This is a genomic window from Nocardia sp. CA-084685 (assembly GCF_050955785.1).
Lineage (GTDB): Bacteria > Actinomycetota > Actinomycetes > Mycobacteriales > Mycobacteriaceae > Nocardia.
Genome location: NZ_CP192094.1, coordinates 6821990 through 6844204, shown reverse-complemented (window position 1 = coordinate 6844204; position 22215 = coordinate 6821990). Strand labels below are relative to the sequence as shown.

General features: G+C 64.8%; 20 protein-coding genes. 12 read left to right on the top strand and 8 right to left on the bottom strand.

From position 1 onward, the window contains the following. The first annotated feature begins 14 nt into the window (after positions 1-14). The 3 genes from ACQP2U_RS30400 to ACQP2U_RS30390 are packed head-to-tail and all read left to right on the top strand — an operon-like array spanning position 15 to position 4927. Entirely contained in the window at positions 15-2522 is a 2508-nt protein-coding gene (locus ACQP2U_RS30400; protein ID WP_433710614.1) for a hypothetical protein, read from the top strand. Between the two features lie 51 nt (positions 2523-2573). Beyond that, a complete protein-coding gene (locus tag ACQP2U_RS30395) occupies positions 2574-3482 on the top strand; it encodes a hypothetical protein (RefSeq protein ID WP_433710613.1) in 909 nt (302 codons plus the stop codon). Further along, positions 3479-4927: a C40 family peptidase gene (locus ACQP2U_RS30390; RefSeq protein WP_433710612.1), complete on the top strand. Its 1449-nt coding sequence runs from the start codon at positions 3479-3481 to the stop codon at positions 4925-4927. Before ACQP2U_RS30395 ends, ACQP2U_RS30390 begins: the two co-directional genes overlap by 4 nt. Before the next feature lie 31 nt (positions 4928-4958). Here the strand turns inward: ACQP2U_RS30390 and ACQP2U_RS30385 are convergent, their stop codons facing one another. Beyond that, complete coding sequence (locus tag ACQP2U_RS30385; RefSeq protein ID WP_433710611.1) at positions 4959-6143, bottom strand: transglycosylase SLT domain-containing protein; 1185 nt, start codon at positions 6141-6143, stop codon at positions 4959-4961. Further along, positions 6143-7123 carry a DUF4226 domain-containing protein gene (locus ACQP2U_RS30380; RefSeq protein ID WP_433716621.1) on the bottom strand — a complete coding sequence of 327 codons (981 nt, stop codon included), beginning with the start codon at positions 7121-7123 and terminating at the stop codon, positions 6143-6145. The genes ACQP2U_RS30385 and ACQP2U_RS30380 overlap by 1 nt, the downstream gene beginning before the upstream one ends. A gap of 175 nt (positions 7124-7298) precedes the next feature. Between ACQP2U_RS30380 and ACQP2U_RS30375 the strand changes: the two genes are divergently transcribed. The 9 genes from ACQP2U_RS30375 (at position 7299) to ACQP2U_RS30335 (ending at position 15854) form a co-directional block, all read left to right on the top strand. Next, positions 7299-7631 (top strand): hypothetical protein, encoded by a 333-nt coding sequence (locus ACQP2U_RS30375; protein ID WP_433710610.1) that lies wholly within the window; start codon positions 7299-7301, stop codon positions 7629-7631. 275 nt (positions 7632-7906) lie between these two features. Continuing rightward, positions 7907-8377, top strand: a complete 471-nt coding sequence (locus ACQP2U_RS30370; protein ID WP_433710609.1) for a hypothetical protein — start codon at positions 7907-7909, stop codon at positions 8375-8377. A gap of 24 nt (positions 8378-8401) precedes the next feature. Beyond that, entirely contained in the window at positions 8402-10012 is a 1611-nt protein-coding gene (locus tag ACQP2U_RS30365; RefSeq protein ID WP_433710608.1) for a bZIP transcription factor, read from the top strand. A gap of 30 nt (positions 10013-10042) precedes the next feature. Beyond that, entirely contained in the window at positions 10043-11539 is a 1497-nt protein-coding gene (locus ACQP2U_RS30360; RefSeq protein ID WP_433710607.1) for a PPE domain-containing protein, read from the top strand. Continuing rightward, on the top strand, positions 11536-11928 hold the full coding sequence (locus tag ACQP2U_RS30355) for a YbaB/EbfC family nucleoid-associated protein (protein ID WP_397027754.1): 393 nt from the start codon (positions 11536-11538) through the stop codon (positions 11926-11928). The genes ACQP2U_RS30360 and ACQP2U_RS30355 overlap by 4 nt, the downstream gene beginning before the upstream one ends. After that, positions 11925-12641 (top strand): hypothetical protein, encoded by a 717-nt coding sequence (locus ACQP2U_RS30350; protein WP_433710606.1) that lies wholly within the window; start codon positions 11925-11927, stop codon positions 12639-12641. Before ACQP2U_RS30355 ends, ACQP2U_RS30350 begins: the two co-directional genes overlap by 4 nt. Before the next feature lie 11 nt (positions 12642-12652). After that, positions 12653-13006: a hypothetical protein gene (locus tag ACQP2U_RS30345; RefSeq protein WP_387296720.1), complete on the top strand. Its 354-nt coding sequence runs from the start codon at positions 12653-12655 to the stop codon at positions 13004-13006. 33 nt (positions 13007-13039) lie between these two features. After that, positions 13040-13348, top strand: a complete 309-nt coding sequence (locus ACQP2U_RS30340; protein ID WP_433710605.1) for a hypothetical protein — start codon at positions 13040-13042, stop codon at positions 13346-13348. Between the two features lie 7 nt (positions 13349-13355). Continuing rightward, a complete protein-coding gene (locus ACQP2U_RS30335; protein ID WP_433710604.1) occupies positions 13356-15854 on the top strand; it encodes a hypothetical protein in 2499 nt (832 codons plus the stop codon). Here ACQP2U_RS30335 and ACQP2U_RS30330 read toward each other — a convergent pair. From ACQP2U_RS30330 to ACQP2U_RS30305, 6 genes are all read right to left on the bottom strand, one after another. Next, complete coding sequence (locus ACQP2U_RS30330; RefSeq protein ID WP_433710603.1) at positions 15845-16240, bottom strand: YbaB/EbfC family nucleoid-associated protein; 396 nt, start codon at positions 16238-16240, stop codon at positions 15845-15847. The two genes, ACQP2U_RS30335 and ACQP2U_RS30330, sit on opposite strands and share 10 nt — an antisense overlap. Continuing rightward, entirely contained in the window at positions 16240-16506 is a 267-nt protein-coding gene (locus ACQP2U_RS30325) for a hypothetical protein (RefSeq protein WP_433710602.1), read from the bottom strand. Before ACQP2U_RS30325 ends, ACQP2U_RS30330 begins: the two co-directional genes overlap by 1 nt. 31 nt (positions 16507-16537) lie before the next feature. Beyond that, a complete protein-coding gene (locus ACQP2U_RS30320; protein WP_433710601.1) occupies positions 16538-19672 on the bottom strand; it encodes a T3SS effector HopA1 family protein in 3135 nt (1044 codons plus the stop codon). After that, on the bottom strand, positions 19669-19950 hold the full coding sequence (locus tag ACQP2U_RS30315; RefSeq protein WP_433710600.1) for a hypothetical protein: 282 nt from the start codon (positions 19948-19950) through the stop codon (positions 19669-19671). Before ACQP2U_RS30315 ends, ACQP2U_RS30320 begins: the two co-directional genes overlap by 4 nt. Then, positions 19947-21629, bottom strand: coding sequence for a hypothetical protein (locus ACQP2U_RS30310; protein ID WP_433710599.1), 1683 nt, complete (start codon positions 21627-21629; stop codon positions 19947-19949). The genes ACQP2U_RS30315 and ACQP2U_RS30310 overlap by 4 nt, the downstream gene beginning before the upstream one ends. Positions 21630-21699: 70 nt before the next feature. Further along, positions 21700-22131 (bottom strand): YbaB/EbfC family nucleoid-associated protein, encoded by a 432-nt coding sequence (locus ACQP2U_RS30305; protein ID WP_433710598.1) that lies wholly within the window; start codon positions 22129-22131, stop codon positions 21700-21702. Positions 22132-22215: the final 84 nt, after the last annotated feature.

Genomic DNA, 22215 nt, shown 5'->3' with positions numbered 1-22215 from the left:
TATCCGACTTCGGAATGGCGGAAGAATCGGAGTTATTCGATCCGGTTCGATGGCGACCGTCGGCGATATTCCGGCGATGTCGTAAGTGGATCGGCGCGACGCGCCGTCGGCGCTGGACCACCTGGACGATTATCGCTCTTATCGTGCTGTTTCTCTGTCCGGGCATCATGGCGGTGCTGGCCACGGCGGAAACCAGCACGGGGACAGTGTCCGCGCCTAATAGTGCGCTGAGCTGGATGCGCGTCAAAGATTCCTCGGGTGTGGAACTTTCGAGTTACCTGTTCGCCACCAATCGCGGCGGTGTGTTGAATCCGGGAAACCTCGTAATGTCGTTCCTGATCATCGTGCTGTTCGCCATCTGGCTTGTCATTACGGTCACCGCGATCTGGCTGCCCACCGATACCCTGGACTTCGGATGGCTGACTGTCGTCAGCAAGCCGCTGGAGGGTGTTGCGCACAGTCTGTCGGGGCAGATCGCGACACCGATCATGTTGGTGACTTTTGTGGCGATCGGCGGGATCCCGGTTGGCGTTTTCATTGTGCGCGGCTATTTCTCCAAGGCCTCGATGCAGGTTGTGATGATGGTGGGGGTGGCGATACTCGGGCCGCTCTTCTTGGCCGAGCCGCTTGCTGAGGTGCTGGCGCCGGACGGACTGCTGGCGCAGGGTCGGAATCTGGGGATTTCGGTGGCGGCCGGTTTGAACGGCAATAGCAATCCGAATCCGAACCAGTTGATCCAGACGATGCAGGCGGACATGGCGGACAATTTCGCCCGAAGTCCGTTGCAGGTGTGGAACTTCGGGCATGTAGTCGACGACCGGGCGTCCTGCCGGGCAGCGTGGTCGGCCGGTGTCATGGCCGGTGACGAGGACCGGGTCAAGAACGGGATGAAGTCCTGCGGGGACAGCGCCGCCTATTCGGCGGCCGATAACCCGAGCGTCGGTCAAATCGGCGCCGGAATCCTACTGCTGTTGTCCGGCACGGTGCTATTGCTTTTCGGCGCATACCTGGCCATCAAGGTCATCTGGGCCGCGCTCGATTCGATCTACTACGGATTCATGACGATATTCGGATTCGCCGCGGGCGGATTCGTATACGGGCCGACGCAAACGTTCACCATTCGGTGTGTCGTGCACGGATTCGTCTCTGCCGCGCGCATGGCCGTGTTCGTCATATTCCTCGGCGTCTATGAGCTTTTTCTCGGCGATCTATTCAAGCAGGCGCGCGGCCAGGTCATGTCCGTGTTCGTCATCGTGGCGATAGTGGAAATCGTCGCGATCTTACAGTTGAAGCGCCTCAATGCGGGTCTGGAGAAGGGCAACGACTGGATTGCCAACCGTTTTGCGCTGGCCATTCAGAACGGTGGCGCCAGAGCCGGCTCGGGTGGTGGTGGCGGTGGCGGGACGGCCTTGGGGATGGGGCAATTCGGCGCGAGCCACAAGATGTCGGGCATGGGGATGATGGCCCTGATGGGTGGTGCGAGCACGATTGCCAACTCGCCGCTGACCGAATGGATGATGATGGGGATTCCCGGATCGTTCCACCCGCAATCCAGGCTGAAGAGGGCAATGACGGAGGCGCAGGGAGGCGTGTGGGTCGGGGACGACCGGTTCGGTGGGCGGTACGGCTGGTATGCGCAGTCGTATATGAACCGGGAACTCTTTGCGTCCAACGCCGGACTTGAAGCTGCCGAATATGGTGGTCTGGACTCGGTCTTGGGCAATGCCGCAGCCGTGCAAGGCGTTATCGATGTCGGCGGCACTGCGGCCGATTCATTCGGGGCCATGATCGGCGCCGGTGCGAGAAATGAGGAAAGGGCGCGGCTTGCGTCGCGCTCGCGGGCAACTATCGCCCAGGCCGCTGGTAACGAACCGCTCCAGGACCGCGACCTGGCGTTCTTGGCTGCTGCTTTGCGGCATACCCAGAATTCAGCACGCCTGCTGATCAGAGGCGATGGCAGTGCCGACGAGGTCGCGGCCAATTTCGGGACTCTGCAGCAGGCGGCCCGGGAATTCCGCAGAGTCAGGGCGGGCGGCGTCGCCCTGGACGAAGACAACCCATTGGGTCATCCGCAGTTGGATTTCGTCCGAGAATATGCTGGTGACCACAGTCGAGGTACTTTTGGTGACATTCGTGATGATCCGGATGAAGCGGCAGCGAAGATGAGGGCGTTGAATAATGTGATAAACGGGACTGTGCCTACGGGTCCCTTGACCGGCAACGACCTCAGATTGCAGAGCGCTCATGTCGGTGTGCGGGAGGCGGAGCGTATGAAGCAATGGATTATGAACGAGCATGCCAGAAACGCGCAGAATGCCACAGAAGCGCTCGTTCGTAACGTCGCTGATCCGGAAGCAATCCGCAATCTCCGGGATACAGTCTACGACGCCGTCCGATCGGAACATTTGGGCTCGGGTCGAACCACGGATTTGTCCAATACAGTGACACCACGCGGAACAAATGACGCCCATCCGCGCTGGGCACAGACATTGGGAGCAGTCGACAGGCTGCTGGGAAATTAGGTCTGTGCTTTGGGAAGATAAAGTCGTTCGTCCTGTGCGGAGAGGTATTCGATGATCGGTCGGCTCATTTTCCTCGCCATGGTTCCCGCCTGGGCGTGGTTGTTGCTGGCGGCGGTGTCCGGCCTCGGCACGCTTCTCGTCATCATGGTGCTCGTGGTCGGCGGCACGACGTCGGCCATCTCGGCCGACCTGCACTATCAGTGCGACAGCGCGGTGGGCCCGGACCCGTCGCAGACCGAGACCTCCCCACCCCGCACGACCGCTGCGTCCAGTTCTGGGACGGGCGCCGCGCCCTCGACCGCACCTACCGCCAACCCGTACGCGGAATTGACTGTGGCACCGGATGATACGACAGCTTCGGACTGGCAGCGCGCCTGCGCAAGCGCGATCCACACCGCGCCGTATCAACTTCCGCCGCTGCAGACGACCATGAGCGGATTGCTCGGTGACTGTGCCCGGGAACTGGCCATCAATCATGCACTGAAAGCATCGTCGGGAAGTGCCGACGGTGCGCCGAGTGGCCCATCGAGCGCGGCAGGGTTGACGCGGGATGTGATCTATCAGGCCTCGGCCGCTGCGGTGACCGGGCGTTGCGATGCGACGACGCAACCACCGGACGACACCGAACCGGTGACACCGCCCGCGAGGGGTACGTCGGCGCAGCCGGGATCGGCGGCGGTCGGATGCGGGCAATCGTCGAGTATCGGAAAAGCGGTGATCGTGCTTCCGAAAACCATCGCGGCCCAGGCCGCATGCGGACAGCGGGTCGATCCCGCCGCGGTGTCGGAGGGTGATCTGGTTTTCTGGGACTACCGCAGCAACGCGCCTACTCGGACCGGAATCGCTCTCGGCGCAACACAAGTCATGACTTATGATCCGTACTCTGGACGGTTCGTCGAGCAGTCGATGCCGACCGGCCGCGACGTGCGCATCAAGCGAGTGCTAGGGGGTGGGTCGTGACCAGCGCCGAGGTCTGGCCTGCGGATTATCAGGTCGAAGTTGTCGATGAGCAGACCGAAGGTGCTGGCGACGAGGGGGATTCACCATCCGGTCCGGTAACGCCGTGGTCGGGAAAGCAAGAGCACAAGACCAAACCGCGGACCGGCACGGGTCCGGCGAATCCCGGAACCGGTACGTCGCCTGGGCAGAACGGTTCTTCACCGGCACCAGCGCAGAATGGCGCGCCCGCTGCACCGCAGGGGCAAGCGGGGCAGGGCGGGTCCGGTCCGGGTTCGGCGGCGGTGCCGCAGGGGAATATTGTCGCGCCACCTGATCAGTCGGCGGGTCAGCCGGGTCAGCCGCCCGCTGCGCAGCCGCAGGCTCAGGTTGCGCCTGCTGAGCCTGCGCCGCCTTTGGTGGATCCGGATGCGGTGGCGGCGTTGGCGCCGGCGGCGTTGTCGGCGGGGGCGATGGCGTTGGGTGTGTTGCCGATGCTGGCCTCGGCGTTGGCCGGATTGGGGTCCGGTGGCGGCAGCGGCAGTGGCGGTGGATCGGGTACGGGTACCGGTGCTGATGGTGGTGGGGCGGATGGGTCCGAGGGTGGGTTGTCGCCGGAGGCGCAGAAGGCGTTGCAGGCGTTGAAGTTACTCGCCGCTGTTTATGGTGACGGCAAAACCGATGACCCCGAAGTCAAACAACTGCGGCAGCAGTTGGGGATCAACGGGACCGGTTCGGGGGCGACCGCGATCAAGGCGCGGCAGTTGTTCCAGAAAAACGCCGCGACCGCGTTCAACAACCTCGACAACCAATTGGCTTCCTACATCACCGGTTTGGCCGGTAACCACAAGGTCGACAAGAAAGCGGTCACCGCGCTGATCCGTGAGGTCAACGTCGCGTTGGCCGAACTCGGCCCTCAGGCCTACACCAAGGCCGGACGCCAAAAGGTCCACCAGATCCTGACCAGCGCACTACAAAAAGCCAGCCAAATCGTCACCGGCAGCAACGCCAGCGCCACCGACACCGCCAACGCGATCAACGGGCTGACCAACCAATACCTCTACAACATCGCCGGAAAAAAATACACAGGCGCCGCAGCCACCGGCACGACCGCGGCTGCGCAGAAGGCGATTCAGGCCGCGATGGCTCAACTCGGCGATCCGTACGTCTTCGGCGCCAACGGTCCGAACTCCTGGGACTGCTCGTCACTCATGCAATATGCGGCCGCGCAGGCGGGCGTCAAGATCCCACGCGTTGCCGCCGACCAGTACAAGCAGCTGCAGAAGATAAACCCGGCCGATATCCGCCCCGGCGACCTGATCTTCCCCGGTGACCAGTTCAATAACGGAAATCCTGGCCACGTCATGATGTACATCGGGAACGGCCAATGTGTCCAAGCGCCGCACACCGGAGATGTCGTCAAAGTGAGCAAACTGCCGAGTAGCTATCACGCCACCCGGTGGTCGTAGCCGTCGGCTGTCGAGATCGGCGTATCCCGGCTCAGTAACCGACGTAGTGCCCGCCATTGCGCATCGCCTCGATACCGGGCACATTGCTGACCGAACCGTAGCGGGAGATGGCGTACCGCACACCGGCGATGATGTTGTCGACCGGATTCCAGATGTCGCGGTGCCCCGGCAGCGCATAGGCGTTGAATGTGGGATCGATGGTCTGCATCAGGCCCTTGGACGGAGTTCCCTTGGCGGCATTGCTGTCCCAGAGATTGATCGCATTCGGATCGCCCGCAGATTCGTGCTGGATGATCGCGGCGATATCGGCCGGATCGATGTGCCGGGTGTCGTAGCCGTTGGCCGCCAGGACGCGCAAGGCATCGTTGATCCACTGACCCTGACGACCGGACGGTCGCGTACGCGGCGGACGCGCACTGGATCCGCCGGTGCTCGGCTGGGATCGCCGTGGTGGTTGCCGGGTCGGGCGCGCGTTCTGCAGGAACCGGTCGGCTAGTGCGGCAACCTTATCCGCGGTGATCGCGGCTGTGGACTGTCCCTGTCCGAGCACAGCGCCTGCACGCTGTAGGGCATTGCTGAGTGTGGTGATCAGCATCTGACGGCCCGCAGTGGTGTCGGCGACACCGCCGAGTGCGGTCATTGCCGTATTCACTTCGGCGATAATGCCATCGATGGCCGCTCGGCCTTGGATCGTGCTCTCCGCGGCACCGCCGAGCAGACGGCCGAGTTCGGCGTTCAATGATTGTGTCGATTGTCCGCGTCGTGCGGTGTCGAGATTATTCGCCGCGTACCGGTCGCCCGATTCGCCGGGCCATGAGGTCGGTTGTCCGGACCCGAGCGCGGGCGGTGCATACGGCTGGCCGGTATCGGCGGTGGGGTTGGTATTGCCGTACTGTGCGGCCATGGATGCCAGCGCACCGAGTGCCGCCGCGGCGTATGGCGCGCTCGAACCGAATCCGGCGAGTGCGTCGGGGCGAGCGACGGCGGGCGATCCGGCTGAGGTGGTACCGGATTCGGCGATAGGCGTTCCGGTCGGCCCGCGTGTGGCCGCGGTTGCGGCGGGTGGCTGTGCGATCGCGGCGGGAGTTCCGGGCGGTGTCCGGGTCTGACTGCGCCGTGGCGGGTTCCGACGCGGCGCGGAGGTCGTTGTGCCGGGCCGGGCCTCGTGTGCGTTGTCGAGGCTCGGATCCGGTGTATCCCGCTGCGATGGTGGCATCAGTAGGGCTCGTACGGTCGACCGGCACGCACGGCCTTCACGCCCGGCACATTGCTGACCGAGCCGTATCGGCCTATCGCGTAACGGACCCCGGCGACGATATTGTCGACCGGATTATAGATGTTCGTGTGCCCGGGCACGGCGTAATGATTGAAGTTTGGGCCGATGATCTGCATGAGCCCGGTCGATGGTGTACCCCTACGGGCATTGATGTCGTCGTTGTTGACGGCATTGGGATTGCCGCTGGATTCTTCTTGGATAATGAGCGCGATGTCCTGCGGATCGATCGCGCTGATGTCCACGCCCGCCTGCTGCAGCACCTGCAGTGCCTGCTTGATCCAGTCACCGACTGTGCCGCCGGGCATCTGGCCACTGGTGCCGCCACCCGCGTATTTTTTCCCGGCGATGTTGTACAGGTATTGATTGGTCAGCCGATTGATCGCATTGGCAGTAGCGTTGGCGCTGGCGTTGCTGCCGGTGACGATTTGGCTGGCTTTTTGTAGTGCGCTGGTCAGGATCTGGTGGACCTTTTGGCGTCCGGCCTTGGTGTAGGCCTGAGGGCCGAGTTCGGCCAACGCGACGTTGACCTCACGGATCAGCGCGGTGACCGCTTTCTTGTCGACCTTGTGGTTACCGGCCAAACCGGTGATGTAGGAAGCCAATTGGTTGTCGAGGTTGTTGAACGCGGTCGCGGCGTTTTTCTGGAACAACTGCCGCGCCTTGATCGCGGTCGCCCCCGAACCGGTCCCGTTGATCCCCAACTGCTGCCGCAGTTGTTTGACTTCGGGGTCATCGGTTTTGCCGTCACCATAAACAGCGGCGAGTAACTTCAACGCCTGCAACGCCTTCTGCGCCTCCGGCGACAACCCACCCTCGGACCCATCCGCCCCACCACCATCAGCACCGGTACCCGTACCCGATCCACCGCCACTGCCGCTGCCGCCACCGGACCCCAATCCGGCCAACGCCGAGGCCAGCATCGGCAACACACCCAACGCCATCGCCCCCGCCGACAACGCCGCCGGCGCCAACGCCGCCACCGCATCCGGATCCACCAAAGGCGGCGCAGGCTCAGCGGGCGCAACCTGAGCCTGATTCGGCGCCGCCTCTCCGGCCGGAGCGGGCTGTGCCGTGCCAACCGGAGGGGGCTGAGTTGTGCTCGCTGGAGGCGTCACCGCGCCCGTGGAACCGGCCTGGCCAGCCCCCGAACCAGCACTCGGGGCACCGGAATTCGCGCCTTGGGTAGCCGTTCCCGGCGGCGCGGCACTGTTCCCCTGGTTCGCCGGTGCCGGGCCGTTCTGGCCCGGCGCCGGCGTTGAGCCGGGTGCGGTCGGATTCGTGCGTCGCCGCTGGTTGGACCAAGGGGTTACCGGAGCGGATGGCGCCGACTCAGCATTCTCACCATCGGCCGGATCCTCGACGGCGATTTCCGCTTCGGCGCTCGTCACCGCGCACCTCCGCATGCCCGCCGCACGCGGGCGCGGGTGACCGGCCGTGCCGGACGCCCGAGCGGCAGGTTGTGGAGGTGCATCCGGTACTTCCTCCTGTGTCGATATCCCGGCGCACCGGAACAACGTGGTGGCCATGGCAATTCGTGCACGTCAGTGCATGTCCTACCGCCATCATCCTGACTCGTGCGATGCGGACGGCAGGTTCCCACCCTTGGGAATCCTCAACAATGAGGGAGTCGATAGAAGTTCCATGCACGGTCGTCAACGGTCTATCGCGGGTAGGCGCGCACTCGACAGCGGATAGGTGATCACATGTTCGGTCTCGGATGGAAGGACGTCCTCTCCGGCGTGGCGACCGGCGTGGGCTTCGCGTTTGGTGGGCCGGTCGGTGGCGCGCTTGTTGGCGGAGTTGTCGGTGGTGCAATCGCGGGGTTCGAGGGTAAAGGGTGGGAGGACGTCATGGAGGCCGCCCTGGTCAATGGTGCCCTCGGCGCCATTCCTGGGGGAATGGTCGGCGGTGCCGCCAAGGGCGCCTTGCTAAAAGGCGGCGCGAAAGCGCTGGGCCAGAGCTTCAAAAATGTTGGAACTGTGTTTATCAATAGCAGCACCAGGGGGATGTACAGCGGGGTCCGCATGACCGCCTTGAAAGCGCCGATGAAAAATATGGGCTTGGGTACCCTGACCGCGGCAGCGGCCACGGCATACGGAGGAAAGGCTTGGCGAGAATACGATCAGCCAAGCGCGGGCACCGTGGGGGAACTCCCCGTCAAGATCATCAACTAACGCATCCGGCCCAGGAGTAGCTCCGTGGAACCGCACCCGATGCTGATGCCTGATCCCGCGCGCATCAAGGAAGTGGCACCAGAGTATGTGCCGCTTGATACCACAATACAGTGGTACACAACCTTGCCTGGGAAGTTCCGCGGCTACTTCAATAGCTGCGGCAAGGGCTCGACGGACGATCCACCGACGATGGAACCGCCCAAGCAGGTCACCGATTCAGGTCTGGCCAATTTCAAGAATTACGCGGTCACCGCGGCCAGCCTGCAGCAGGCTGCGGGCGAAATCAATGATTCGGCCAAGGTGATCGTGCCGCTGGCTCAGAAAACGGCGGCCATCTCCAAGGCTGCTCAGCAAGCTGTCAATGACGGAATCGACATGATCAACGCGGCTGCGCCGACCGTGCCCAAGCCTGGGGTCAAGGAAGATCAGCACATCTACGAGTACTGCAACGACGCGATCCAGGCTGTCGCAACCGCTTTCGACAAGGCGAGCAGCGCTAACGCGGACACTGCGGGCGACGCCGGTAAGGAGACCGCCAAGCTCAAGGAGCTGGAAGAGCAGATCAAGAAGCTCCAGCAGGAGAACGCGGATCTGAAGAAGAAGTTGCTCGATCCGGCTGACGTCCCGCAAGTGCCGACGACTCCGACGACGCCGGGTACCGACCCTCCCCCGGTCACACCCGTCGACGATGGTTCCGTGGTCCCCGGGCTGGACGACCTCAATCCGACCACGCCCGGCGTCGACACCGGAACCACGCCGACCGGTAACTCGCTCGACGACAAGGTGCAGCAGGCGCTCGACGACCTCAACAACAGCGCCGCCGCGAATCCCAGCACCGCTACACCGGCATCGGTGCCGGATGCGGCCGCCGCTTCACCGGCGAATTCTGGTATGGACATGATGAGTTCGATGCTGCCGATGATGATGGCGCAGATGATGAACCGCGGTCAAGCCGACACCGACCTCAACAGCCGGCGTGGCGAATACGACCCGTACGAGGACCAACTCCGCGCTGTCCCCGCAGCCGTCGCACCTGCCCAACCTGCCGTGCAGCAGCCCGTGACCAGCACGCCGGCACCCGCGACGAATACCGCGCCCCCGGCGAATTCGTCGTCCACGCAGCCGACGACAGGTATGCCGGGCCGCACACCGAACTCCGACGGAACTGTCGTGTACACCTTCCCGGACGGTCGGACTCAGAAGGTATCCGCCACTGTCGCACAGGCTTTGGATGCGGCGTTCGGCAACGCCAGCGGCACCGATGCCCAGGCGGCATACGCGAAGACCCCGGCGAAGTGGTCGGACAAGAAGCAGATCGGCACCGCGGTCGATCCGTATCAGTTGATGACCGGCGATGTCGCGGTCTGGGACGCGCGCACCGCCATCGTGGTGGCCTTCCCCGCCGATGACGGGGGCACACTGGAAGTCGTGGTCAACGGCCAGCTCAAGCAGTTCACTCCGACGGAAATGTCCGATAGTGCTGGGGAATTCGGCCAATTCGTCGGATTCAGCCATCCGAACGGTATCGACGCGACCGCGCCGGAGGACCACGATCAAGGCAAGATGTCGGGTATGCCGGTCACCGGCGATCCATCGGCGGGTGCGGCCATGCCCGCGGTGGCTGCTCCGGCGTGATCGTGAGCCGGATGGTGAGAGGAGGAGGCAATGCCGCTGAATGTCGACCCGGCGCAACTCGTCGATGTGGCCGCGAAGCTGGCCGCGCTGGCGCGTGACACCGGAGCCGAATTGCCGAACGGCTGGGTGCGGCCAGCGGGTGCCGACCCGATCTCCGGGGCGCATGTACCACGGCTCAACGCCCAAGCCGCGTCGCTGTTCAATGGCGTGCTCGGGGTGCTCAACGAGGTCCAGCGCCACGCGCACCACATCGGCAGCGCGGCAACCGATTACACCACCACCGATGATGAGGGCGCGCGCGTTATCAATGGCAGCGGCGGCGAGATCACCGCCAATCCGGTTAGCGATGTGCAGGAATTCGGTCTCCGGCAACCACCGACCTTCACCTTGCCCGCGGCTACAGGATCCGTCGACCCGCTCACGTTCGCAAAGCAGTTGCACACCGGCCCAGGTCCTGGCCCGGCGACCAGTTTCGCGGCCGATATCCGCAAGTACACCGGCGGTTTCCACGTCGCCGCCACCGAAGGCGTCGACGGTGCGGCCACGCTGATGCAGAATTGGACGCCGGTCGGCACCACCGTGGCCGAGCACCTCACCGAGCATCGGAATTGGCTGGGGCAACTCGGTGCCGGATTGGGCGCGCTGGCCGACAATGTCGATGCCTACAGCAATGCGTTCACCGTCGCGAAGGCCAAACATCCGACACCCGAGGAGATCATCGCGGCCCGCAAACGGTTACTGGCCGCGATGAAGTCGAAAAACGAGTTGGCGCTCTCGGAGGCGCTCGCCGAATTCCAGGAGCAGAACGCCCGCTCGGCTGAGGCGATCACCGGATACACCACGACCGTCAACTCGAAGCTTCCCGCCGAGGGCGGAACGAGCGACACCGGCGGCAGCGGCAAGGGCAGCGGTGGCAGTGGCAGCGACACCAGCATGCTGTCCCAGATGCTGCCGGCAATGATGAGCGCCATGTCCTCCGCTGCCGGCATGGCCCAGAACCAGGACATCTCTGACACCGGCCTCGATGACGAGTACAGCGACTATGGATACGACGACCTCGGCATCCCCAGCAGCCTAGGGTCGCTCGGTTCCGGAGGTGCGGGCAGCGCGATCTCCGGCGCTGGAATACCGGACATCTCCGGCGCGACAACCTCGGTCTCGGTGGGCGCGATGCCGATCGTCGCGACCGCGGGTGGGGCATCGAACACCGCGGTCGGAATGCCGAGAACACCGGTTATCGAGGGATTGTCGTCGGGGGCGTCGGGCGGCGCGGCCGCCGCGCGCGGTGCCGGTGCCGGGTCCGGGATGATGCCGTACATGCCGATGTCTCCCGGTATGGGCGGTGCCGGTGGCAATGGCAACGAACGCAATCGGGTGGTCGCCTGGCATCCCGACCGATTGATGTACGTCGACGACACCCCCCATACCGAACAGGTCATCGGGGAACGGCCGACAATCGCCCCGACCGTAACACCGCCGACGCCGTCGCCGGGCCAAGGCCCGACTCAATCCGGAGGTTCCGTGTGAGTGATATCCACCCCGATGTACAGGCCGCCCTCGACGCCGCCCGCGAGTTGCGGCATCGAATCGCCGATATGCGTGAGCGGATCGACGGTATCCGAGCGCGTCGGCCCTCGCCCAGCGGTGCGATCATCCCCGAGGTGGATGCGATGGGCCGACTGACGGATCTGTTTCTGGCGCCGGGCACCGTGGACCGCCTCACCAATCAGGAACTGGTCACCGAAATCATGGCGGCCATTCGAGAAAGCAGCGCTGACGCGGCACGGCAGTACCAGAGCGTGATGGAATCTGTGCCGCCGCCTGAGCCGTTCGAGTCGACCGGTTCTTACGGGCCGAAAGGGCCCTCCGGTCCGTCCGGGTCGCCCTCGGCGACAGCAGGTGCGGTGCCGTCATGACCGAACCCGGCGCGGTCACCGTTGCCGATACCGTGCGGTGGCTGCACGACGAGGGCCTGGTTCGGTTGGCCGGGGTCGCCGAACGGATGCCGAGTCTGGTGGCCGCGTACACCATCGACGTCGCGACCGGAACCGTCGTCGCCCATCCTTCGACCGGTGCGGGCGCCGGCTCAGACGTGGTGACCCTCGGCGCCGACGATCTGCCCTACCCGGTCGGCAGCGCCAAGCGGTTGGTCATCGTGGGTGTCACCACCGCCGAGGCATTACTTGTCGTCGACCTGGCGACCGCATTGACCATTGCCATCAATGCCGATCGACCGGAGCTCGCGGCTCGGGCCTGGGCGGTGCAATTGCTGCTCAACTCCGAGATCACGGTGACCACCAATAGTGCCGATATCGCGATCGGAAACAGTCCGCGCTGCCGCCAGAGCTTCATCCCCGGCGGCGGCGCGACGATCATGAATATCGACGACGGGCGCCCGCCGATCACGACGGTTACGCTCAATCCGACCAATGAGGGACCCGATCATCTCGATGTCGCCCCGGATGGAACCGCCGAGATGTATCTCGGCGCTCGATTCTGGCAACTGCGCCAGATCATGAGCATCGACGATGCCGCGTGGACCGCGCTCGCCGCGCGATTGGACGCATCCGATGAGGATCTGTCCGTGCGTAGTGCACCGTCGAATCGTCAACCTGCCGAAAGACTTTAGGAGGGATCCCGTTGACCGAGACAGATCCGGACGAATTCGATGTGGACGAAGGGGCACCGGCTCCCGACTGGCGGAGCATGGTCTATGAAGTGTTCAATCCCGACCACACCTGCGGCGTCGCCTGCGATCGCGACGGTGAGATCGTCGGTCTGCACATCACCGACGACGCTCGTGACAACGGCGATGCCTGGTTGGCCGCGGAGATTCTGAAGCTCGCGCGCCTGGCACATCTGAAGTCCCGGGTCGGACTGCGTGCCGAAATGGAGTACAAGGGCACGCGTCCCTACACGATCGACTCGTTCGATCTGCCCACCGAGGCCTCCTTCCGCGCCATGGTGAATGCCGAATTCGGCACCACCAGCTGAACCGAAACAACCTCTCGCAGACGGGATGGCGACATGCTGGATATAGACGAACCGCACGAAGTGAACGCTGCGGCAGGCAGATTCGCCGGAGCCATCGAAACGGTCTCGGGTCAGGTTTCCGGGACTGTCTCGGATCTGGTCCTGCACCATCGGCCCGAATCGGCACTCGACCGTTCGCTCGACGCGCACCGGCAGGAGATTGTGACGGCGTTCGATCAAGCTGTCGCGGCCAGTAACCATGGTGCGCGGATTACCCACGCCGGGACGGTGAGCACGACGAATGTCCTCGCCGACGCGGATGTGGCGGGCGGGACGGACGTCCGCCACTACGACTCGTTGTGATCATCGGATGGCGCCGGAGCACGAAAGTCCGTATTGGGAGCAGATAGTCCGGGACAAATGGCCGGAGGTGCCGCCCGGCGACTGGAGCGCGCTGGAAACCACCTCGCGTGACGGCGCCGCGGCGCTGGATACGCTCGGCGCCGAACAAGCCCGCCATGACTTCGATAATCGAGTCCGTGCCAGCGAGGGACTCGAACCAATAAAACAAAATATGCTGAAGCAGCGGGGTAACCCGCAGGCCTTCGCTGACGCGCTGGACGCCGCTGCCGAAATCTTCGGGTTTTTTTCCGATCTGGTCTATCGCACCCGAAACCGGATCCTCGATATCGTCGAGGATGCTACCGCCAAGATTCGTCGTGCGCAGCAGGCCGCCCAAAGCGACGAATCCGATACTGAGGCCGAACGTGAGGCCAAGTTGGCTGCCTTGGACCGCCGCGTCAAACGGATCATCGCCGAGGCTCAGGAGGAGGTCGACGATGTGGCACGGGCCGCGCAGACTTCGATCGGACCGACGATCTTGCCGAGTCTGGAGCGCCTCGAGGGTGCGCTATGGCATCCGGGGCCAGCGAACTCCGGGGGTCCCCATCGACCGGACGGACAGCGGGAAAACCGGCCCGCGCATCAGCACCCGCCCGGCCAGCAGCACGACGTCGGCCACCCTACCTCCGGACCGCATCACCAGTTCCCGGCCCCGCTAGGCCTCGGCCCGAAATTCGATGTGCCGGTGGGGGATCCGTTCGAGCATCATGGCTTGCCTGGGAATAGGCCGACGGATCTTCCCGTCGATTCGCCATCGCAGGGAACCCCGACGGACGCGCCGACCGCCCCGGGGATGCCGCCCGCGGTTTCGGCACCGACCTCGACGCCGGGTGTCACCACCGGCTATGCGCCGACGGTGCAGCCAGATGGTGGCGATCCAAGTGCTTCCACAACCGGCGTCCCGTCGCGCGCGCCGTCGACGACCGGCTCCGGTGAATTGCAGGGGCAATCCGACTCCAGCGCGTATGGCGAGACGGCAGGCGATACCACCGATTCCCAGCAGCATCAGGAAACCCGGTCAGCCGCAACCGATTCCGGTCGCGGCGCCGACTCAGGCGAGATCGCACGGGAGGCGGCGTCGACCAACTCACCAGGGCAGATGCCGCCGATGATGCCGCCGATCCTGCCACCCGCGGCCGGTTCGACTGCCATATCCGCGCAGCCAGCCTCGGCGCCGCCGGTGTCAGCGCAGTCCTCGCCTCAAACCTCGACGCAGTCTCCGGCAGCGCAGTCGCGGCCCGGGATGGAAGCAAAAGCCCCACAGGTCGATTCGCGCGGATCGGGGTCCTCGCTGGTCCCGAAGGTATCCGCCGGTCCTACCGCGCCGGTGCCGAGCGCGGCCACCCCCGCCGCGAAATCGGGTTCGCCGCAGCGCGGTCCGCAGGCCGGAGACGGGCAGCCGGACACCGGCGGCAGCGACGAACTGATTCGCGATGTCGTCGGTGGTGCGATGGTGGCCGCCGCCGCTCCGACCTTCATACTCGGTGAGCGCGTCGACGGTGATCTCGTTCTGGCCCGGACATTGCTGGGCGGTGTACTGGCCGTGGTGGATTCGTCGGTGATCGGCCTGGAGTGGGCGGTGTCGATCATGCGGCATTCCGGCGGAATCAACGCGTTCGTCGTCTCGAACGAGGGCCGCAGCTGGCTACCTGCGGGCCTCTATCTTCCCCGTGAGATTTCCACGCCTTGGATGTGGGAGGTAGCGGACCACGCATGGGAAGGTGTTTCCGATCCAGCGCGAGTGCTTGCCGAGTTCGGCGCGGCATGGGGACGCCGGACAGGTGCCAAGGTGACGGCGATCGTATCTTCGCAGGCGATCGATCCGGGTATGCGCGCTCAACTGCGTGAGGTACCGATGGAGGGGCAGGTATCCGCTTCGACGGCAATGGATATGAGCGCGGCGGCGGCGGGCTTGTCGGATCGGCTCGGTCTGGTAGCCGCGCAGCAACTACTGGAGCGGGTTGGAAAGGTGCCGGCGCAGGGGATCGGATCGCGCTGTATCGACCTCGCCTGGGATGCGCATCGGCGCGTGGGACAGGTGGGCGCGCCCGACTCACTTGGCTTACCGCGCCTGCGGCAACGGATCCTGGAGGCGATCCGGCAGCGCCGGGAGGTGCCCGGCGACTGGTGGGAGGAACTGCGTGACGCCGACGATCTGCTCGCCGCATCCATGCTGTCGCGTCGAGCCGACGTCTCCCGAGTGGCCTTGGGGGAGTTGCGATCCGACACCGACGGACGGTCGGCGACGGAGGCGATGCTGCTGCGGGCGATGGTATTCGAGCGGCGCTGTGACGAACTGGTGCTGATGCTCGTCGACGAGCCGGATCGACAGCGCTTGCGCGATGCGACCTACGCTCACGGACAGATCTTCGATCATCCATTGTTCGTGGACGCGCCACGCGCACCCGCTCCGACCACGACGGCTCGGCGACCGACGATCAGCACGGGACCTACGCGTCAGTCGTAGTAGTCGTCGTACTCATCGTCTTCGTAGGCGACCGGAGCTGGCTGCTCGACGACGTCCGGTTCCCGCAGGCTGGGCGCACCTGGTAGCAGATCCTCCGGCTCGGGCATGCGGCCGACAATATCCTCGATCGGGCCAATGGTCTCTGTGACCTTTTGGTGTGCCAGCCGCGCGGCCTCCCTGGCCGCTTCGGTGACGGCTCGGCCGAGATCTGCGGCCGCACCACGCAGCGCGCGCGGCTCCAAGCGCACATCGGTGACGATGCCGGACTGATCGACGGTTACTTCGACCGAACCATCGCGCGAACTGGCCTTGGCGCTTATGGCGGACAACTCATCCCGAATTTCGGCGAGCTGTGCTCGTTGCTGTTCGTAGTGCCAATGGTCCATCAGTGGTCGTCTGCCCCGAGTGCCGCTTGGCCTTCGGCGTAATGTCCGGGCATCATACCCGCGATATCGGCCCGTATTTTGTGCGGCCATTGCGGATTCGCGACCTGAGCTAATAACCAGTTGGTGTCGTGGCGGTCTAGGCGGGCGATCGCGAAGTACACGATGTCGTCGTCGAACATATCCGGGTTTCGGTCCGGATCTATGTCCCCGCGCAGGTAGTCGGTGACAATGTCGCGGGCGGCATCGAGCCGCCACTGATCGGTCATTTCAACGTCCTCCCATATGCAGCCCCGTCGATCATAGAGTGACATTCTGGTGTGGCAGCTCGGGATCCACCCAGTACCTCGAAAGGCGGTCCAGGACCGCATCGCGGAAGTCCGCGTAATCGCCGCCGTTCTCGCGGACCGATTGCAACGCATCGAAGATCGCGTCCGCGCGTATCCCGCCGAAGCTGCTGCGCTCTTGCAGTGGTTCGGCGCCGATGCCCACGCCCTCCATCACCTGCTGCGTCATGGCGGGGACATCCCAGAGAAAGGTATCAGGGTGTTGTGTCTGATATTCTTGCAGCCAGGCGACGACGCGGTAGGCGTCCGATATTTCGCTCACATAGACGACGAGACTGTCCGTGCTCATTCTGCGGGGGCCGCCGACTTTCGCCGCGTAGACGCCGGGGAATTGATCGGGACGGTCGACTATCTCGTCCACGATCCCACGCATGAGAGCCGGTGTCGAATCGCCTTGTGCATTCACATATACGCGATAGCCGACGCCAGCGGGATCAGCCTCCATACGGTGGTAGAAGAGAAATCCGATATCCCATGGGTCCACGTCGCGAGCGTTCTCGGGGGTGAGAACCTTCTCGGGCCCCCGTCCGTGTTGTATGGTCGCTACCCGACTATCCGGTGCGCGGTGGTCGAGAATGCGTGCCAATTCGTGGATATAGGCGGCCGGATTGGAAACGGAATGGTGCTCGGGAGAGACATGATATTTGACGTAGACGTCGTTCCGAACTCCGATAAGGTCCTGCTCTGCCCAAATCTTTTGTATAAACTGTTCGAGGTTCTCGCGAGATAGCGGCGGTGCTTCCAGTCCATGTACCTGATACGAGAGGTCCCGCACTGCCATGAGCCCATCGAAAGAAATATCCGGGTCCATGCTGTAGACGAATTCCGTTAACGGCATGTCGGGCCGTATGGCCTGATGCAATTCCTCGAACGACATATCCGGGCGCACCAGTTGCGCGAACTCCTCGGGAGACAGATCGGGACGTACCGCTTGATGGAAATCCTCGAACGACATCTCCGAACGCAGAGCGCGATGCAATTCTTCTAGTGTGCGCGGGTGGTCCAATACTTCCGGGTATTTCCGCACGGCATATTCGAATACGTCACCATCCGGATGTCCCGCTGGCCACAATTCACGGGTCGATTCGCCCGCAGCGGGCGGTGTTTCCTCGTCGAGCGGCGGGGTTCGCTGCGGATCCCCATCGCCTTGGGTTTGGTGGTCCGGTGGCGGTGTTGTCTCTTCGTCACGTGCACGCTGGGACCCGACTTCCGGATCGTGCGCTGGTGGCACGGGTTCTGCTGTACGCGGCGGGTCGCCCGGCTCCCGTGTGCCCGGTGTGTGTTCGGGTGGTGGAGTTGCTTCGTGGTCGGGCGCACGCGGTGGCCAGACGAGTTTGTCGCCCTCGGGGGGCGCGGTTTCTTCGGTGTGGGGTCGCGCCGTCGGCTGTGGCTCGGCTGGTCCGCCCTCGCCTTCGGTGTGGTCGGGTGGTGGAGTTGCTTCGTGGTCGGGCGCACGCGGTGGCCAGACGAGTTTGTCGCCCTCGGGGGGCGCGGTTTCTTCGGTGTGGGGTCGCGCCGTCGGCTGTGGCTCGGCTGGCCCTCCCTCGCCTTCGGTGTGGTCCGGTCGTGGGATCGCTTCTGGCGGCGGTTCGCCGGTGCCTGGGGAAAGCGGCTCGGGTTCGTCGGTCGACGGTTTGGCTGGTCTGCTGCTTGTCGTGCCGCCCGAACCATCGGTGCCGCCGGGGTGTGGCCCGGAGGTACCGGGTTGTGGTGGGACGGTGCCCGGTGGTGTCGCCGGTGGGGCGACATGTGGTGGTGGTGTGACCCGTGGGGTTCCGTCGGGGCCTGTGGTTGGCGGTGGTGTTGTGCCTGGTGTTGCTGGCGGCGCGCCTGGTGTTGCTGGCGGCGTGCCAGGCGCGGCCGGTGGTGTTGCGCCCCGTGGTGGTGGCGTGTGAGGAGGTGGTGTGCCCCCCGGGGGCCCGGGTGGTGTCGTGCCCGGAGGTGTGGTCGGTGGAGTGGTACCAGGAGGAGGGGCAGGTGGTGTGGTACCAGGCGGGGTGGCCGGTGGTGTCGTGGCGGGCGGTGTCGTGCCCGGGTGCGGTCCACTACCGCCTGACGGTGTGGTGCTCGGAGGCGTGGTGGAGGTGGAACTCGATGATGTCGATGTCCGGTTAGTAGACCGCACGACCCGCGGTGGCAAGGGCCGGGCGAAAATGGTCGCCGAACCGACGAAGCCGCCGACGAAACCCTGGAGTACCGCGGTTCGCATCTCCTTGGCATCCGGGATATGTCCGGTGACGAGTATTCCCGCGCCCGCACCGGCTACCGCGCCCGCGACACCGCCCACACCGCCGATCAGCACCCCCGCGGTGACATGCGCGCCGTAGCGCACGACATTGGAATCGGACTTCCCTGCCACCCTGCCGAGGAACTTGTTGATCCGGGGAGCCACGCGCGAGGCGAATCGCGCTCCGATGCCACCACCGACGCCGCCGATGATCGCGGCGTCTTGCACCAGGTCCCATTCCATCTTGTCGCGGTGGTGCAATACCTCCTTCTGATAGAACTGGGCACCGGCGTTGACGGCCGCGCCGGTACCGGCGCCGAGTGCGGCACCGATGGCGGTGGCCTTGGCCAGCGGCAGACCTCTGCGCTTGGTGGCACAGTCCAGCCCGACCTTCTTGATCCTGCCGAAGTACCGTCTGGCGCTCGCGGCCCACGACGCTTCGGCGGCCGCCCTGTCCTCAGCCGCCTTCACGACTCCCGGTGCGGACAGCATCGCGTCCACCGCCAGCTGCGTCAGCAGCGCGATTCCGGTGCCGATCACCTGCAGTTTCATGAACTCGCAGTCGTTGGCCTTCTGATAGCACTGCTCGGCCATATAGTTGCAGTACTCGGACTGGTTGCGTAGATCATCGCCGAGCTGCACATTCCTGGTCGCCTTCGTGTCGGCGCTGTAGCCGTTGAGGGCGGCCTTTTCCGCGGCAGACGCCGCATCATGCCGCTTGGCGAGTGTGCTGCAGCTGTCGCCGCCCGCCGCCCAGTGGTCACCCTCGCGGCGCAGGGCGTCCTCGTCGCAATCCGGCCAATACCCCGCCAAGGCTTCGACCAGCCACTTCGGAAAGAACGCTGGCAGCGTCAGTGTCACAGCGCCGCACCTGGTAGATCGATTTGTTCCTCGGGCAGTTCCGGAAACGCGGAATCGATATCGGTGACCGCCGACTCCGTGAGGAATGCCCGACGTGCCGTCGCGATCATGTCGTCGGTGATGTCGGGATGGGCCAGGGCAATCGTGATCAGTGCCGAGTCGGTATCCGGTCCCAACCCCACGTGCATTCGGAGAGGCCGACCGCCGGTCGCCGCCGACAGTTCGGTCTCGAAGGTGCTGTGCCGCGCGTCGGCGGTGTGTCCACCGCCGAACTTCACGGCGTTGCCGTTTTCCGTGCGGTATCGATCAGTAAGCGGTGCAAAACCTTTGCGGGCGGCGCTGCCTCGGAGCCGTTGATCTGTACCTCGGTGAACGCGTCCGCCATCGCCATCCCGGGGTCGAAATTACCGTTGTGGAATCCGTAGCCGCTCAGCTGGGCGCGCCATTGCTCGTATTCCGAACTCGACGCGCTGGTGGGGTTATCGCGCGGTGCGGTGCCTCGGGTGCGGGTGAACTCGGCGATCAGCGCGTCCTGAGCTGCCTGTCTGGCGCGGAAACTACCCGCGACATCGAGCGCGTGCCCGAGTTCACGGACCATCGTCGAATACACCGGCCGCCGGTCCGACCCGCGCGCGAGTTTTCCGGAATGTGTTGCGCTGCGGATATATTCGGCGAACACCGCGGGGCTACGGGCGACCACGGTATCGAGCACGATGCGACGGGTGAACGGCTCAGGGCCGGCGGCCCCGGCGACCCAGTCCCATTCCAGTCGGGTGGCCGCGTCGGCGGATTCGGCGATCGCTATCTGCCGCAGATCGACATACGGGTACTGAGTGAGCACGTCGTCCAGTGCGGCCGCGATCTCTCGGATCGTGTACCCGTCGACGCTCGGATCGTCGAAGCCGACCAGCTCGAGATCGTGTCGCTCGGCCAATTTCCGTGCCAGCAGTGCGTTTTCACCAACACCCATGCCATCGGCCGCCCACGGATGGCGTGCGGCGGATTTTCCTTCGGCGCCGAAGGCCTTGCCCGCTGCCTTCGGTGCCGGACGGGCTTGCTGCTGGTGCTGGTCGGGCAGGTACGGCGTGGACATCCGCGGCGGCGTACTCGACGGGGCCGATACCCGGGGTCCGGCGTCACTCGGTGCCGACGTCTGCGCAGTCCCGGCGGCGGCCGCCTTCGGCGCGGGAGTATCCGGTGTAAAACCGGTACCGGCCGTACCTCTCGACCACGGTGTATTCGGCTGCTTGCGATCGGCGGCTGGAACGTCGACGGTTGGTCGGGCAGCGGTCGGCGCCGAATTGCTCGTCGTGGGAGTCGATTCCGGTGGGGAACCGGATGCGTCGCGTGCATTCGGCGCCCCGGCGCTGTCGAATGGGCTGCCCATGTTGGGCGTGTCGTTTCCGTTCGGGCTGCCCGGGATGGTCGGTGCGGTGGAGGCGGGGCCGGGCTGCGGGCTACCCGAGGTACTCGGTGCTGGAGTCGAAGTCGGAGCGGACTGATAGCCCGGATCGGGTTGGGATCGGGTCGGCGATTGTGCTGCATCGGGCGTGTCGCTTGTGGTGATCGGAGTCTGCTGACTCTGCGAATAGGGATCGGTGGGTGCGGGCGGGGTGACGTTCTGACTGGTGGGCGGTGACTGGTCACCGGCGTCGCCGATCGAGCGAGCGGATTCGCGATCCTGGCGATCGAAGCTTTCGACGAGGTCGCTGACGACCTTGCCCTCTTCGCGCAGGCTCGCGACCGTCTTCGCCAGGCTCGCGATTCCTTTGTCCCGATCCGGCACATAGGTCTCGGCGAACGCCTGGCCCGGAGTGTCCTTGCCCCACGGTTCGCCTTCGCGCTCGAGCGCTGCCTTCAACTGATCGAGCACGCGCTGCGCGTCTGCGCCGATATCCTCGAATTCCGGCACCAGTGCACGAAGTCGCTCCTCATCGACTTCCAACGACTGTGCCACGCGGACTCCTCACGCATCCCTGCGGACAATTCTCACGCGCCCCATCGTGCCTTCCCAATGATGGGAGTACTCAGCCTGCGCGCGGACCGTCGTTCTCGGCGGATTCCCGAGCATCGCGCCAGCTCGGCGACCCGGGTACCAGATCGGGCAGATCGGGCATGAGCTCGGCGATATCGACGATCGGGGCGATCAGCGCGTCATGTTGCGAGCGTGCCGCACGCGCCGCCGCCTGTGCGGCCTCGACAATCGCCCGCCCCACATTTTCCGGCTTGGCGCGCATCGCCTGTGCGGTCAAGCGCACGTCGGTGACCACTCCGGCACTGTCCACAGTCACCTCGGCCAACTGATCGGATGAACTGGCCTGTACCCGCAGTGCATCCAGTTGCTGCTGGATCTCGGCTAGCTGGGCCTGCTGTTTCTCGTAGATATCCATGGCGTAGTCGATCTGATTTCGCATACCGTTGTTCGCCGATCGCAGGCTTTCGAGCTCCCATTGATCCATTACGGCTCCCACCTCGTTCATCGCTGTCGGCGGACCAGGCTCGGCATCCGTTCGGGGGATTCGCGGTCCGCCATCAATCGCGCG